This is a genomic window from Fulvivirga sediminis (genome assembly GCF_016757215.1).
GTDB lineage: Bacteria > Bacteroidota > Bacteroidia > Cytophagales > Cyclobacteriaceae > Fulvivirga > Fulvivirga sediminis.
Genome location: NZ_JAESIY010000001.1, coordinates 592,034 through 607,787 on the forward strand (window position 1 = coordinate 592,034; position 15,754 = coordinate 607,787).

General features: G+C 37.6%; 10 protein-coding genes. 3 read left to right on the forward strand and 7 right to left on the reverse strand.

The window, feature by feature from the left end:
- Positions 1–3 precede the first annotated feature (3 nt).
- The 3 genes from rpsJ (at position 4) to chrA (ending at position 2,626) form a co-directional block, all read left to right on the forward strand.
- Entirely contained in the window at positions 4–309 is a 306-nt protein-coding gene (gene rpsJ / locus JL102_RS02660) for a 30S ribosomal protein S10 (protein ID WP_009581876.1), read from the forward strand.
- Positions 310–481: 172 nt separating this feature from the next.
- Positions 482–1,453, forward strand: a complete 972-nt coding sequence (locus JL102_RS02665; RefSeq protein ID WP_202242123.1) for an isopenicillin N synthase family dioxygenase — start codon at positions 482–484, stop codon at positions 1,451–1,453.
- Positions 1,454–1,456: 3 nt separating this feature from the next.
- On the forward strand, positions 1,457–2,626 hold the full coding sequence (chrA, locus tag JL102_RS02670; protein WP_202242124.1) for a chromate efflux transporter: 1,170 nt from the start codon (positions 1,457–1,459) through the stop codon (positions 2,624–2,626).
- A 219-nt stretch (positions 2,627–2,845) separates the two neighbouring features.
- Here the strand turns inward: chrA and JL102_RS02675 are convergent, their stop codons facing one another.
- The 7 genes from JL102_RS02675 to JL102_RS02705 form a co-directional block, all read right to left on the reverse strand.
- Positions 2,846–3,520, reverse strand: coding sequence for an energy transducer TonB (locus JL102_RS02675; RefSeq protein WP_202242125.1), 675 nt, complete (start codon positions 3,518–3,520; stop codon positions 2,846–2,848).
- 82 nt (positions 3,521–3,602) lie between these two features.
- Complete coding sequence (locus JL102_RS02680; RefSeq protein ID WP_202242126.1) at positions 3,603–3,968, reverse strand: VanZ family protein; 366 nt, start codon at positions 3,966–3,968, stop codon at positions 3,603–3,605.
- 3 nt (positions 3,969–3,971) lie between these two features.
- On the reverse strand, positions 3,972–4,349 hold the full coding sequence (gene gcvH / locus JL102_RS02685) for a glycine cleavage system protein GcvH (RefSeq protein ID WP_202242127.1): 378 nt from the start codon (positions 4,347–4,349) through the stop codon (positions 3,972–3,974).
- 58 nt (positions 4,350–4,407) lie between these two features.
- On the reverse strand, positions 4,408–11,625 hold the full coding sequence (gene sov, locus JL102_RS02690) for a T9SS outer membrane translocon Sov/SprA (protein WP_237390315.1): 7,218 nt from the start codon (positions 11,623–11,625) through the stop codon (positions 4,408–4,410).
- A 19-nt stretch (positions 11,626–11,644) separates the two neighbouring features.
- The gene (gene ruvA / locus JL102_RS02695) at positions 11,645–12,238 is read right to left on the reverse strand and encodes a Holliday junction branch migration protein RuvA (protein ID WP_202242128.1); all 594 of its coding nucleotides are present in this window, start codon (positions 12,236–12,238) and stop codon (positions 11,645–11,647) included.
- Positions 12,235–14,517 carry an NADP-dependent malic enzyme gene (locus JL102_RS02700; RefSeq protein ID WP_202242129.1) on the reverse strand — a complete coding sequence of 761 codons (2,283 nt, stop codon included), beginning with the start codon at positions 14,515–14,517 and terminating at the stop codon, positions 12,235–12,237. Before JL102_RS02700 ends, ruvA begins: the two co-directional genes overlap by 4 nt.
- Positions 14,518–14,648: 131 nt before the next feature.
- A complete protein-coding gene (locus JL102_RS02705) occupies positions 14,649–15,740 on the reverse strand; it encodes a DUF4837 family protein (protein WP_202242131.1) in 1,092 nt (363 codons plus the stop codon).
- Between the last annotated feature and the right edge of the window lie 14 nt (positions 15,741–15,754).

Genomic DNA, 15,754 nt, shown 5'->3' on the forward strand with positions numbered 1-15,754 from the left:
GTTATGAATCAAAAAATTAGAATAAAATTAAAGTCTTACGATCATAATTTGGTTGATAAATCTTCTGAGAAGATCGTAAGAGCGGTAAAGACTACCGGAGCTGTAGTTAGTGGGCCTATTCCGCTTCCTACAATTAAGGAGAAGTTTACTGTGTTGAGATCGCCTCACGTTAATAAAAAATCAAGAGAGCAATTTCAATTATGTACTTATAAGAGATTAGTTGATATATACTCTAACAGTACTAAGACTGTAGACGCTTTAATGAAACTAGAATTGCCTAGTGGTGTTGATGTTGAGATCAAAGTTTAACTGTTTCAATTAAGAAATAAGAAGGCCCTGCTTGAGTTAATTAAGCAGGGCTTTTTTTATGATAAAAATCAAGTTCTTTCAAGCCTTTATGGTGTTAGTTTCCGTTTTACTGGACGATGAATTGACGAATATTTAATGTATTTTAGCATGGTTGAACACTAAATGAAATAATATGCCTGATATTTTATATGATGAGGTTCCGTCATTAGATTTAAATGATTTTCGCAATGGAACTGACGCTGAACGAAAACAGTTTGTAGAGGACTTAGGTAACGCTTACAATAATATAGGGTTTGTAGCAATAAAGGGACATTATCTTACCAATGAAATGTCGGAGACTTTATATGCTAGTATAAAGAAGTTTTTTGCTCTTCCTGATGAGGTTAAGCAGAAATATGAAATTGAGGGTTTAGCAGGGCAGCGTGGCTACGTTGGAAAGGGAAAAGAGCATGCCAAGGGAAGAAAGACAGGAGATCTTAAAGAGTTTTTCCATATTGGCCAGGAGGTGAAAGATGGAGATAGCATTAAAGATGAATATCCTGATAATGTTGCTGTCAATGAGCAGCCAGAGTTCTTGGAGATTGGCATTGAAGTTTACGAGAAGTTGGAAAGAACTGGTGTGGAGATGCTTAGGGCTATAGCTCTTTATTTAGGGCTTGAGGAAAATTATTTTGATGATAAAGTAAGAAATGGAAATAGCATTTTGCGACCAATCCATTACTTTCCTATAGAAAAGCCTGATGAGGTGCCGGAAGATGCTGTTCGAGCTGCGGAACATGGAGATATTAATCTAATTACCTTGCTTATGGGGGCTAGTGCGGATGGTTTACAGGTTTTAAGGAGAGATGGCGTATGGATTCCTATCACTGCATTGCCAGAGCAGCTAGTGGTAAATGTTGGTGATATGCTAGAGAGGTTGACAAATAAGAAATTGAAGTCTACGATACATAGAGTGGTTAATCCTCCTAAAGATCAAATGAAAAGTAGTCGCTTTTCCATTCCGTTTTTCATGCACCCAAGATCAGATATGGATTTGACGTGTTTAGATAATTGTATTGATGCTAATCATCCCAAGCAATTTGACGATATCACTGCTGGCGAATTTCTAAATCAACGATTAGCTGAAATAGGCTTAAAGAAGTAAGCGTTGTTCAAGCGAGTTAGATATTTCATATTCCTACGTGATGTGCTAGTGTTGGCTGTGAGTGCTTTTGGAGGACCGCAGGCGCATATTGCCATTATGTTTGACCTTATGGTTAAGAAGAGGGGATATCTTACTGAGGAGGATTTAATAGAGCTGAATGCCTTATGTCAGATTCTCCCAGGTCCAACGTCCACCCAAACGGTTACTGCCATAGGTTTTAAGATAGGTGGACCTAACTTGGCTTACTTAACATTACTCGTATGGATAATACCTGCAGTGACTATCATGACGGTTGCAGGTATTACCATATCTCAGTTAGAATCTACTGAATTCACCCGTTTTATTCAGCCAATGGCTGTAGGATTTGTGGCTTATGCAGGGCTAAAGATATCTCGCAAGGTCGTTAAAACAAAGACCTCTGCTGTTTTATGGCTATTGGCCTTAATAGCTTCATTGACTTTTGGTTCTGGTTCTCCATTTGCATTTCCTGCAATGTTAATTATTGGAGGTGCTTTTACTGCTTTGAAATATAAAGCACAACCCATAGAAGAAAAAGAAGGCATAAAAATTCGTTGGGCTAATTTTATTCTTTGGGCCGGTTTTTTTGTTTTTATAGCGGTATTAGGACACTTTACAAGATATAGACCTATTCTTCTTTTAGAGAACTTTTATCGTAATGGGAGCTTGATCTTTGGAGGTGGACAAGTGCTCATTCCTTTTCTTTACGGTGAGTTTGTTGAATTTAAGCATTACTTGACCTCACAGGAATTTTTATCCGGTTATGCTTTAGTTCAGTCAGTTCCAGGGCCTGTGTTTTCTTTTTGTTCCTATATAGGAGCATTGTCTATGAAGAACTATGGGATTGGTGGACAAATATTAGGTGCTATCTCTGCTTCAGTAGGGATTTTTTTGCCGGGCACTTTTCTTATTTTCTTCGTAATTCGTTTTTGGGAGAGTTTGAAGAGGTATCGTATGGTTAAGGCTTCTTTGGAAGGAATAAATGCTGCGAGTGCAGGTATGGTGGTATCGGCTGCTTTTTTGATGTTTCTGCCGTTAGAGGTGAATATACTTAATATATCAGTAACTGTTTGTACCTTCTCTTTACTAACCTTTACTAAGGTTCCCCCTCCCGTGATTATTCTGTCGGGCCTTTTAATTGGTTTTGTCTTTTAGAACGCTTAGCCCTCTTTTAAAAATAAAGTTATTTGTGGAGTCTTGCAGGCTGTACATATAAGTGTGGTATTTTATTCGAATAAGGTTGATAGTGAAGTAGAGGTTATATGGTCTTTCTTTTTACTTTTGCTAGAGAATGATTAGCCATTGATTTATTGATAGAATTAGCTTAGAAATTGAGCATAAAAAAAGCCCGATTGTTATCGGGCTCTTTATGTCTTAACCTAACTTAAATGTAATAGGTAATATAATTCTTTGCTTTACAGGCTTTCCTCTTTGCTTTGGAGGACTCCACTTTGGTGCACTTTTGATCACTCTTACAGCTTCTTCGTCACAACCAGCGCCTATACCTTTTACAGCTTGAACATCGGTTAAAGTACCATCGGTGTCCACTACGAACTGAACGAATACTTTTCCTTCTATACCCATTCTTCTAGCTTGAGCAGGGTATTTTAGTTTGTCAGCAACGAACTTGTAGAAGGCAGGATATCCACCTGGTGGTTGCGCTGGATCTTCCACTATTTGGAAGATTTCTTCGGCAACTTCTTCTTCAGGAGCTTCTTCAACGATGATTTCTTCAATTACTTCTTCTTCAGTAATTTCAACATCAAGGTCTACTTCAATTTCCTCTTCGATTTCTTCTTCATCGGGCACCTCTATAATTTCAGGTTGCTGAACTTTTGGAGGTGGTGGCGGTGGCTGTTCTGTTGGTGGTATTTCCAACAAGTCTTCAAAATCATCTTGAACTTGAGCCGTTTCTACTTGCCCACCTTCGTCATAGTTTTTGAATTCAAAAGCAAAAACTACAAGACACATGGCCAGCAGTAGACCTATCTGGAAGAAAAGCCCAGATTTTCTTCTCAAGTCGGCTTTTTTAGTCTTTTTGGCTTCCATTATTAGTTTTATCTACTCTTTTTCGTGTTAAAAATTTAATGAGTGTATTACTCAAATATACAAAATAAAATTTATTAATAACTTATGTTCTAAGCTTATTCATTAGGTAGAACAAAGATAATCCCAAAATAGCTCCAATAATATTAGCTATTGCATCCATTGCTTCCATAGATCTACCAGGAATAACACTTTGAATAAGTTCTATTGTGAATCCATAAAAAGCAGAAAATAATACCCCTATTATTACGGCCTTATTGACTTTGGCATTATATCTTGGATGCCTGTAAATTCCATTTATGGAAAGAAAGGATAATACAAAGAATATAAAGGCATGCCCTAGTTTGTCATAATCAAAAAGGCCTACATCTGGAACAGATTCACCTGGAGTAAGTGTAAGTACTAGAATCAGGAGTGACCATAGAAATGCTCCAATGAGGTATATATTCACTTCTTATCCTCCTATAACTTCTTTGTATTCGTCTGCAGATAATAATTCTGAACTATCTGCGTCAGTTATTTTTATTTTGATTAACCAACCCTTTTCGTAAGGATCTTCATTTACTAATTCAGGAGCTGATTCTAGTTCTGAATTTACTTCTTCTACGGTACCACTAACTGGCATAAAGAGATCTGATACAGTTTTGACAGCTTCTACAGTACCAAAAACTTCACCTTTTTCTACTTCTTCTCCTTCAGTTTCAATTTCCACATAAACAATATCTCCCAACTCGCCTTGTGCAAAATCAGTGATACCCACAGTAGCAGTATTGCCTTCGATTTTCACCCACTCGTGGTCTTTTGTGTACTTTAATGATTCAGGTATGTTCATAAGTTGCTTTATTAAGTTAAGATCCAAAAATACATCCTTATTTTGTAATGCTAAAATTTTACTGAGCTAAACTAAAACGTAATTGAAAGCCTGCTCGGGTAGTTGTTCTTCTGAACGTACTGGAAATTTTAGGCTCATTAATGCTTCTTTCAAAATAAAATTGAATGTTTAACTTTTCATTAAGGACGTAACTAACATTTGGTCTCAGTTGAAAGTTTAGGTTACCATCTGTAACTGTATTTACTTCATCTATTTTCCGTTGTATTGTTTCTGTATCTCTTACGGTTACATTCAGTCTGAATGTAAGATCATTTTTTAAAGAGATAACTCTGCCTTGTGATTTAAATGGAAGTTTAAAATTGGCTTTGGTAAATCCTACTTCTAGTACCACATCATTGCTTTTCATTTCCGTTACCTGAGCATTGGTTAGTTGTAAAGCCACATCTCTTGCTACTTTATATTCAGCCCTTACTGAAAGCCTGCTTTTTGTTCTAACATTTATACCTATTAAAGGAGCAAATTGTTCTCGGATCACTACTTGGTTTATGAAATACATGGCATTGAATTCACCGTTGATTTGCCGAGCAAATTGTGTGCGGTTATATGATTCAATGTCATTGTTTAGGTCAATCCCATCATTATAGGAAACTTCACTGCTGTAGTTAGATACGGTGTAGTCCGACTGGTAGCCATGGGTGATAGAGATTGATTGAAATATTTTAGATAATGCCTTAATCTTTCCTAGGCCGGCATAATCTATTCTCCAATTTGGTAACGGTGTTTTGGGGAATGGGCTCAAACTGGTGCTGCTAGGGCTTCTGCCTGAATATGCGGCAATAAAAGCAGGAATAAGTACATCTTGAGAATTAGTATCGTACCTCACCCCAGTTTCTTTTTCAAACTCATCTAAAATTTCAAATCTATATTTCTCAAAGTCTTGAAACACAGGTGAGTTATTTCGGCTATCATCTTTTTTAAATGCAGTGGCAATACTTAAGAAGGAAACGGAATAAGCTCCGCTTCTAGTTTGACCAATGCTTTCATACATGGTAGAGTCAGCATTCATATGAAATATTTCCTGGTATGAGGCACTTTTTGTTTTCTGGATGTTAAGTTGAATTTTTAGATCTTTAAAAGGTTCTACATTTGCCTTGATATTATAATCTACGGTTTTAGTTTGAGTGAAGGGCGCGGTGAGTTCATTGTTTTTTGTAATGAGTCCTTGGTTTGCCAGTCGGTACCTGATAGATGGATCTTGCGAACCTAAAATAAAACCCCAGCCGGGCTCATTAAAGCTGCTGTCCATGCCAAATAAAAACGGTCGGCCGGTATAGCCAGGAAGTAAGGTGCCTTCTCTCAATGTATAACTTCCATTAATAGATCTTACCGCCATGAGCATCCTTAAGAAACCTTTACCAAATTTATTTTCAGATTGTTTAGTCTCTGTACTATCCTGTTCTTGGTTTCTTCGTAATGAACTTCTTCTGGTATTTCTGGTAGGACTATTGATTTTTTTAAGAAAGCCTACTTTATTATATAATTTCACCAGATCAAGTTTTCCTCTTGCAGTATTGTCTCGGCTATTTTGTAAGGTGTTTCCAAAGTTTAGAGCTTGATCTTTAGGTTCAGTATATAGAGGTCCTGCTTTCCATGAGTAACCAGCCTGATATTGGTAGTCTGTAGCTACCCAGTCAGTTAAAGGGATTTTGTCTATAGGCAAATGATAATTGGCACTAATACTTTGATCAAAGTTTTTCAAACGTCCCAGATTTTTCAGGTTGGTCATAATTGAATCCTGATACTGATCGGCGGTGATCAACTTTCGGGTAGATTCACTGATGCCTCCTCTAGGGTCTGTGTCCGGCTCATCAATAACAGCGGCAGCTCGAGCACTATAATCAAGCGTGAGGTTTTTAGTAAGATCCCACTGTAAATTATAGCTTCTGTTAAAGTAAAAATATTTCTCAAAGTTAGTCTGAGTAGATACGTTCTCGCTGTTTCTATAAACTGTTTTTTCAAGTCTACGCTGGAGTTCACCCCTTACGGCAATATTGCTTGGGAGGAAGTTTATATTGAAATCTTTAATGAGCTGAAAGTATGGCTTATCGAGGAATTTAACTTTTTGAAAGGGTTCCCAAGGTTTGGATTGCGTACTATAGTTATAGGCTATGGCTGCATTATAGTTTTTGTAAAGCTGTTGCCTTAGGTTAAAATTGTGCCTTAGCATTTCGCTATAGGCATAGCTAAAAGATAAATTCTCTATATCATAAATCCTCTTTTTAGCTTCTGGGTTAGTTTTTACCTTTCTTACGTTTGTGAAGTTGATACTTTTTCTAGTAGTTACGTCTGTAACTATGCTTTCATATTCTGCCTTCTCTTCTACACTTTTGTTGAGTAAAGAGGCTTCTAAAGTAATGTCAGGGTTAGCTGGATCAAATTTTGGCTTAATGGTAGTTTTTTCATAGCTGACGTACATCGGTATTTTTAGGCCTAATTGTTCAGGCAGAAGCTTATCTACATTTACATTTGCAGATACGTCATAGGCGGTAGTTTCTTCTCTGGTCCTTTCTGCAATTTTAGACTGAATGCTGCCAAAGCCGAAAGTAGTATGACGTGCCGTGGCTGTTATATTTGCAAAGTCAGCGAGCTTGGCGTTTAAAGTGGCATTTGCTGCCCAGCCTTTGGTACGGTCGAAATCGGTTACACGTAGCTCATTACCCCAAACGATAACGTCTTTGGTTTGCCCGTTGTCTTTTGGGTTACGTACTCCTATGGTCAGCCAAGTCACAGCACTCATATCAGGGTTACCACGTAGTCTTATTCTATTATTACCAACTACTCTGGGGCCATCTAGAGGGAATAACTCCCTTTTACTGATACCATTGGCATCCCGATCGGCTTTTAGAGAGTACAGCTGATTCATGTCCATATCTATTTCATTAGCCTTTGGCCATATTACTTCAGGGTCGGCAGATGACGGATTTGAAATTTTAAGAGGAACTTCTATCTCATAATAATTAGAGTCTACATCAGATCCTAGTCTAAGAAAAGCGGTGACTTCATCATCGGCTGCATTTTCACTGTTGGCATGTAAGAACATTTTTATTCTACCGTAGTTGATAAGGTCAAAGGCCACTTGTTTAAAGGAAGCCGCAGCATGCCCATCTTCCAAACCGTCCACAGTAAGTTGTAATGCCTGCTCATTCAGTCTTCTTTCCACAGATGATGTGTTATCTCTATCTCTATTGATTCCTGGAGGAGTTACATAAGGAGAGGTGTTAATACTTCCAGCTCCATTTTCTTCCACATTTACTACTGATACTGTTAGGTCATCATATCCGAGGTTATTATCATCTATAGTACCAAAGTCAGCATCTTCGATAGGGTTAGTGTATCTTCTCCAGCGGCTGGCTACAAAGCGGAAATTAACCATTCTTAGCACTACGGGCTCTTGCCAATCAGTTAGGTATGTTCTGATGTATTTGATTGATTTAAAGCCTGAGATGTTTCCATAGCTATTCAGGTTAGATTGTCTGATAGGAATTCGGAACAGGTACCATTTAACCCCATCATTTGTAGTGGCTTGATCTACCACGTAGTTGTTTTTCTCTAAATTTCCTGGATCAAGGTCTACTTTGTATTCATAATATTCTTCAAGCGTATTTAAAGTATTATCTCCATTAAGATCTTCATTGTCAGGAAGGGTAGAGCCAGATTCGGTGTAAAGAGCATTACTGCTAGAAACAACCGGAGAGTTGTTTTCCATGCCGTTAAAGCTTTTATATCTTTCGAGTATACCTGCATTTTTCTGATCTAATTCATCTCCTAAGAAATATTTAAAATTGTCACCGGCAGGGTCTTCAAGTTGTCTGAACTTTTGCGGGTATTGCTGGTAGTTTCTTTCTTTTTCACTGCTTAGTCCATTTAGACCAACATCTTGATTGGCTCTTGCAGATTTTGAGTTGTCAAAAGCATTTGTGAGAAACTGTTGAGTAGTAGTGAACCCCCAAGGGCTGATTTCTTCAACACCCTCAGGTACCTCAAGAGAAAACCCATCAGCAGGTAGACCGTTTTCAAAGCCATGCTTATTATCCGGAATTATATCCTCTGAAATAGTTCCCAGGTTAAAGTACATATCACCACCAGTAGTGTTTGGCCTGTTGTTTCCTCTCCCGTCATTGATATTTCCGTTGGAATTGTTTATGAAAGGGTCCATTAACCAGAACTCGATGTACTCTATATTGGCTTTGTCAAAATCTATTTCAGTATTAATCGCGCTGGTTATACCTCCCCAGTTGTTCCTAATGCTGGTGTTATTATTGAATATTCCATTATTATCAGTTTCGTTGCTATTAAAGTTGTATTGCCCTCTTTCTGCCGGGTAATAGGCTAAATCAAAAGTCTGCTGAATGTTAATGACATTAGCATCTTTGTTTGGAAAAATCTCTTGAGGAATAACTTGCCTTACATAATTGTTCTTGAGCTCTTCATCAGTGATGTTACTTGGCTTTCTTCTGTCGTTACGGTAAAATAGGTTGTCGATGGTGTACCAAGCTAATCGAGCTCTTTTGTAACCATTTTCCAGATTTGTTGATTCTCCGAAGAACCTATTGTCATCAGTTTCAGGTGTGGCAGCTAGTTTCCATGTATTAGGGTTACTCAGAGAGTATGGTGTGGCTGAACTTTCAAAATCATCGATATAGGAGGTGCCTTCACCATCAACTATGTTAGAAGTTCCTGGTATTAACTGTGCAAACTCTGCATTAAAAGAAACGCTGGAAGGTTCCTTGGTTTGAATGAGAGGGAGCTTGTCTAACATTTTGGTGAGAAAACGAGACTCTTTTTGAATGTTTACATCAAAACCATATTTGGTATTTCTAATGGGTTCATTGCCTACACTTATTCTAGAGATAAGAGGTCTTTCATTAAGGTGGAGCAAGGTGGCTCCTAAGGTTATATCATCATCTAACTTGTAGTCGAAGCGGGCACCTAGTAAAGTTCTTGATTGAAAATTAAATAAATCTGCTTTTTCATAGGAAATAGTAATCTGCTTTCCTGAATTAAGTACACCTTCATTTAAAATATTTACTTTTCCAAAAGTATAATCTACCTGATAATCTACTCCTTCTTGAAGGGGGGAGCCTCCGGCATATACTCTAACAGAACCTTCAGCGATGTTAAACCCTGGAATCACTATTTCAGTAGAAGATCCTGCCTGATACTTTCCTACAATTACATATTTGTTTTTATTGGAAACTAGTTCTGCATCAATTTTGGTTTGCTCGTAAAGTTCATTATATACATACTTATCAATTAAAGTCTGTCTTCGGCCGGGAGGATCGCTTTCAAAAGCTTCTCTCAGTGGATCAGCAAAAGGTTGCAGGTTAGGGAATATGATAAGGCCATTTTCAGAGTCAATAGTTACATCTTCCACATAATCAAAATTACCGTCAGGCTGAGGGTCTTCATTTTGATTTAATCGGTCAAGGTTAAGTAGCCTGATTAATGGATCTTGGCTAGCCTTAGCTCCTTCTTGAAGTTGAGGGTTGTCAATACCAGTGTTATCATCTCTGTATATTACTCTCAGTTCAAAACCCTCTTCCTCTATGTTAGTGCCACTCAGATTATAGATGTTTTTCATCATTAAGTCCCATGTAGGTATAGGGTTATTCTGCGGGTCAGTTATGCTTATTTTCTTTGGACGTAGTAATTTAAGGAAGATAACATTATTTTCAGGCCTGTTGCTATAGTCATGAGATAGCTCACCTACTTGATAAGTTTGACCTCTATAGCCATACTGGTAAGATACCGCCAAAGCCTCATCATTTTGTAATTTTCTGTTTAGGGTGATATAGCCCAGTTTAGAATGATAAGTGTATTCTGTCGGTTCTAATTTACGTGCGCTGCTAATTTTTTCATAATCAAGACCATCTTCTAATCCTAGTCCTTGCAGGGCTCCATCTACCTGGTCAGCACTTTTGGATATACCTGATAAAGTCTCAAACAAGCTGTTAGCTCCATTATAGTTAGCTTCCGTTACGGTACCATTACTCCAGCTATCTCTGTATAGGTTTTCTGTGCTTGGTTCTGCCAAATCCATTAGACCTACTACATTTCGCAAAGTTTGCGTGTTATTATTGGTATTAACTACATATACCTCTACGCGTGTAACATTTATTGCTGAGTTTATGTTAGGAATGGTAGATAGCCATTTTTCGTAATTATCACGGAAAAAGTGACCTAGGAAGAAGTGACGGTTTTCATCATAGTTAGATCCTTGTATTTCAAATTCTCGGCCTTGGGCACCTCCACCATCAATGGTTATGGATTCTGATTTACCTCTTTGAGTAGAGGCTACGGTAGTTACATAGAGGTCTCCAAATTGCATTTGAGCCTTTATACCAAACAAGTTCTGAGCTCCGCTTATCAAGCTATTGTTTAGGGGTAAACTTACATTACCGATTTCAAGTTTTTGAAGTATGTCTTCTTCATACCCAGTATATTCAACTTTTAGGTTGTTTTCAAAATCAAAGGAGTTGTTATTGTCAAAGTTGGCCGTTACTTGTAGTTTTTCACCTACTTTTCCTACCACGTTCATGCTTATCTGTTGGTCAAACTCAAAGCCCCCACTTCTTTGTTGTCTTATCGGAATATTGGGATTACTTATTCTTTGCCATCTGCCACCAAAATCCAGAGTAACAAAACCTCTTGGTATTATTTCTACGTAAGTACCTCCGAATATTCTGTCGAAGATAGGGCTGATATAGATTGGAGGAATTAAGCTTCTACCGCTCACAGCACTCTCTCCGTCTAGTCCTTCAGACCTACTTTTCCAATAATCTTTTAGCTGTTGTTTTTCCTGATGCTGTTTGAACTCTTCAAAAGTCATAGAAGAGGTAGGCCTATAGTTTACATCTCCTATTTTTTCATAGATGGTGTAGTTCATACTTGTATCTATGTCTACATCCAGCTGTAAACTGGCAGGATCTTGTAACATTAAAGGCGAAGAATTCGTAGAATTACTAAAAGGGTCACCGTATCTATCCCGAGGCTCATAATTGGGCTTTCTGGAAGGTGAGTACGGCGCTGTAATGGCAGAGTCCCGTTTTAGAGTATCTTGTTCGGTTGTGTCTTGCTCCTGAAGTAGTAAGTATTCCAAACTTTCTATGGAACTAAAGTTGAGACCTTTAGAGCTAACAGAATAGTCTAGTCCTACCCAAATTACAAAAGCACATAATGTAGCAAAGAGCGACTTATGAAATCTCTTAAATATCAAAACTGAAAGTTGGTTTAGTCTAGGCGTTTTTTAATGAAAGCTTGATTAATTCTTCCAATGTAATTGTATTTTTCGAATTTTTAAGGATGCGATCTATACTTTTTTCAGCAGAAGTTTTATTAATACCAAGCGTTAGTAAGGCGGATAACGCCTCAGCTCTGACTGTATTGTGTGATACTGATTTTAAATTTTCAGATCCCTGAATTAAAGTGTCTTTTTTGAGTTTATCCTTTAACTCTAGTATTATTCTCTGGGCAGTTTTACTTCCTATTCCTTTTACTCCTTGAATAGTTTTTACCTCCTCATTTACAATAGCAGCTTGTAATTCTGAGGCAGAAAGTGATGACTGAATCATAAGTCCTGTACTCGGCCCTACTCCCGAAATAGAGATTAGGTTCAAAAACATTTTTTTATCATTGTCATCGGCAAATCCAAAAAGGGTCTGAGAGTCTTCCTTTATATGTAAGTAAGTGTGGAGTAAGATGTTTTCTGCATCTTTAATGCTGGAGTAGGTACCAAGTGAAATATTCACGTGGTACCCAATTCCATTAACATCTATAATAACATAAGTTGGATCTTTGTAAACTAATTTTCCCTTAAGATAGGTGATCATTGTTTGGGATTATTTTTATGGTATAACTGCGCATCAACTACTGCGATAGCAGCCATATTTACTATTTCTCTGATAGAGCTGCCAAGCTGCAATATATGAACAGGTTTATTCATTCCCAACAAAATCGGTCCAATAGCTTCGGCGCCACCTATTTCCATCAATAATTTATAAGCGATGTTTCCTGAGGCCAGATTAGGGAATATCAGCGTATTTGCCCCCTTTGCAGCCAAGGCACTAAAAGGATAATTGTTTTGCTGCATTTCTTTATCTATAGCCACATTCGCCTGAATATCACCATCAATAATTAAATCAGGGAATTTTTCTTTAGCTAGTTGTACGGCCTTTTTTGCTTTGTCTGGCACATCACCTTTGCTACTGCCAAAGTTGGAGTATGATAGTACAGCTACTCTTGGTTCAATATCAAAGAATTTAACGCCCCGAGCGGTCATTCCAATTATGTCTACCAGTTCTTCTGGAGTAGGATCTACGTTTACAGTAGTATCAGCAAAGAAAAAGGTTCCTTTTTTGTTTGCTATAATATACATACCTGCCACTTTTTTTACATCTTTTTCCATACCTATAATCTGTAAGGCAGGAAGGATGGTTTTAGGGTAATCTTTGGTAAGTCCTGAGATAAGGGCATCAGCCTCATTATGCTCCACTAGCATAGAGCCAAACATATTTCTTTCTTTCATTAGCTTTTTGGCCTCAGCTAATGTAACTCCCTTGCGTTTTCTCTTTTCATAATAAGAAACAGCAAATTTTTCAATTTTATCCTTTTCCTCAGCAGTATCAATAATAGTAGATTCTTGTAAATCTAAACTATGCTCTTCAATAAGTTTTTGGATAGATTCACGGTTGCCTAATAAGATAGGGAAAGCAATTTTTTCATCTTGTAAGATTTGTGCAGCTTTCAATATTTTAAGATCATGGGCTTCAGCAAAAACTACTCTTTGTGGCTCTTTTTTAGCTCTATTAATGATTCTGGACATTAATTTTTCATCAATGCCTATTCTTTGCTGAAGTTCAATATGATAATTTTCCCAGTCTGTAATTTCTGTTCTAGCCACACCCGTTTCAACGGCGGCCTTAGCCACAGCAGGAGATATAGTAGTAATAAGTCTTGGGTCTAAAGGTTTAGGTATTAAATACTCTCTACCAAATTGAATTTTATTATCTCCATAAGCCTTATTCACTAGTTCTGGGACTGGCTGCTTGGCTAGATTAGCGATGGCATGAACTGCCGCAAGCTTCATTTCTTCGTTAATGGAAGTTGCTCTAACATCTAGCGCACCTCTGAATATATAAGGGAAACCCAATACGTTGTTAACCTGATTAGGATGATCTGAGCGACCAGTAGCCATGATGATGTCCTTACGAGTGCTCATAGCTAAATCATAAGCAATTTCAGGGTTGGGATTAGCCAAGGCAAATACTATTGGATTTTCAGCCATGCCCTTTAGGTCTTCAGCTGTAAGTATATCTCCAATAGAAAGGCCCAAAAACATATCTGCTCCTTTCATAGCTTCTTGAAGCGTATCTATTTCAGTGTCTATAGCAAAGGCGGCCTTTGTTTCATCCAGATTTGTTCTTCGAGTGTTAATCACTCCTTTACTATCACACATGATTATGTTCTCCTTAGTAGCTCCTAAAGAGATATACAATTTTGCGCAAGCGATGGCAGCAGCTCCGGCTCCATTGACTACTATTTTAATCTCCTGAATTTTTTTATCGATGATTTCCAGAGCATTAAGTAGGGCAGAGGCAGAAATGATAGCAGTACCATGTTGATCGTCATGCATTACAGGAATGCTCATTTGCTTTCTAAGTTCCTGCTCTATTTTGAAACTTTCAGGAGCTTTAATGTCTTCAAGATTAATCCCTCCAAAAGTTGGCTCCAGAGATTTTACTATTTCAATAAATTTATCAGGATCTTCTTCATTTATTTCAATGTCAAAGACATCTATACCAGCAAATTTTTTAAACAACACTCCTTTACCTTCCATAACAGGTTTAGAGGCATCTGCACCAATATTTCCAAGTCCTAAAACGGCTGTACCATTAGAAATAACCCCTACCAAGTTCCCTTTAGCGGTGTATTTGTAGGAATCATCTTTATTAGCAGCTATTTCTTTACAGGGTTCGGCCACGCCTGGCGAGTAAGCTAATGCTAGGTCTAGTTGCGAACTAAGTGACTTTGTAGGTACAACCTCAATTTTACCAGGCTGATTTTGAGAATGGTAATTGAGCGCATCTTCTTTTCTTATTTTAATAGCCATAAGTATTGATTAGCAAAGTATAAAATAGGCATAATATTCTCTGAAGCATATCAACATGATATCATGTTGATATGCTTCAGAGAATATATTTATAATTATTGTTTTTTTGTTCTAAAGGTACAAAAGAAAGATTATTTAGCCGAAGCTTGAGCGGAGCCTTTTGTGTCAAAAGTGGATAAAATAACATCCATTTCTCTCATGAATTCACGTTGGTTTTTTCCGGGGCTATAAACAAATCCTTCAATATAGTAAATCCGATTCCGTTCCTCATCAAGGATGGTATAGCTTATAAATGGACCTCCCATAGTTACATTATTGGTCCTCCAGATTCCTCTCATCTGCATGGCGTATTTGCCTTTAAAGGTTTGGTGCTCTACCAAAACGGGAACCTGAGATACATTAGTTTCAGTTATTAGGTGAGAATTAGGTTCATCAGGATCTCCAAAAAGCTGCTTTTTAGCTATAGAATCTCTTAGTTGAATAAGTTGGTCTTTCTGAAAAATATTCTCAGAGGTATAGGGACGATAACTGATGAAAATATTTTTGTCATTTTCAGCATTCATTTGTCTGAACCATACAAAACCATCTTCATTTAAAGCCAGCTTGTAAGCAAAAGGCAGTGTCATAGTGCAGCCATGTTCTTTCTCTAATAGCTCAGTAAGGCCCTTCGGAGAATTGGCAAATAAGGTTTCTGATAGCCTTTCTTTTTCTGCCTTATTGAAGAATTTCTGAAGACTATTTTTATTCTCTCTGATATGCTGAGCTAGTAATTTACTAGTCTGACCAAAGAGATACATTACTTCTTGCCCCTTAGCATATTCGTCTTCAGCGGTGTGAATAAAAAGATCTTCATTTTTATTGATTCGATCCAGAGATGATTTAGTAAAGTAGTTTCTTAATATTTTCGACCCACTACTATTGTCATCCGTGGTCATCACAAAAACCAAGTTTCTAACTGATTTCAAAAAGCTTGTTAATTTTCTAGGATCAACATGGTTGATCTTAAACATTTGTTCTTCTCGTGGAAGGCCGGGTACATCTTGCTTAAATGTAGATTTGATGGCATCTCCTACTTCTCCATTCCATTGGGCAGAATCCATTACTATAATGATTTCACCGGCACCACCGCTGGCATCAGGAAGTAGTCCTTTATTTTTTTTGCCTGTACCGGAGCATCCGGCAATAATCAAGATTATTAAGGTTATTAAGCTGATATTTTTCATTGCTGATATTTGTT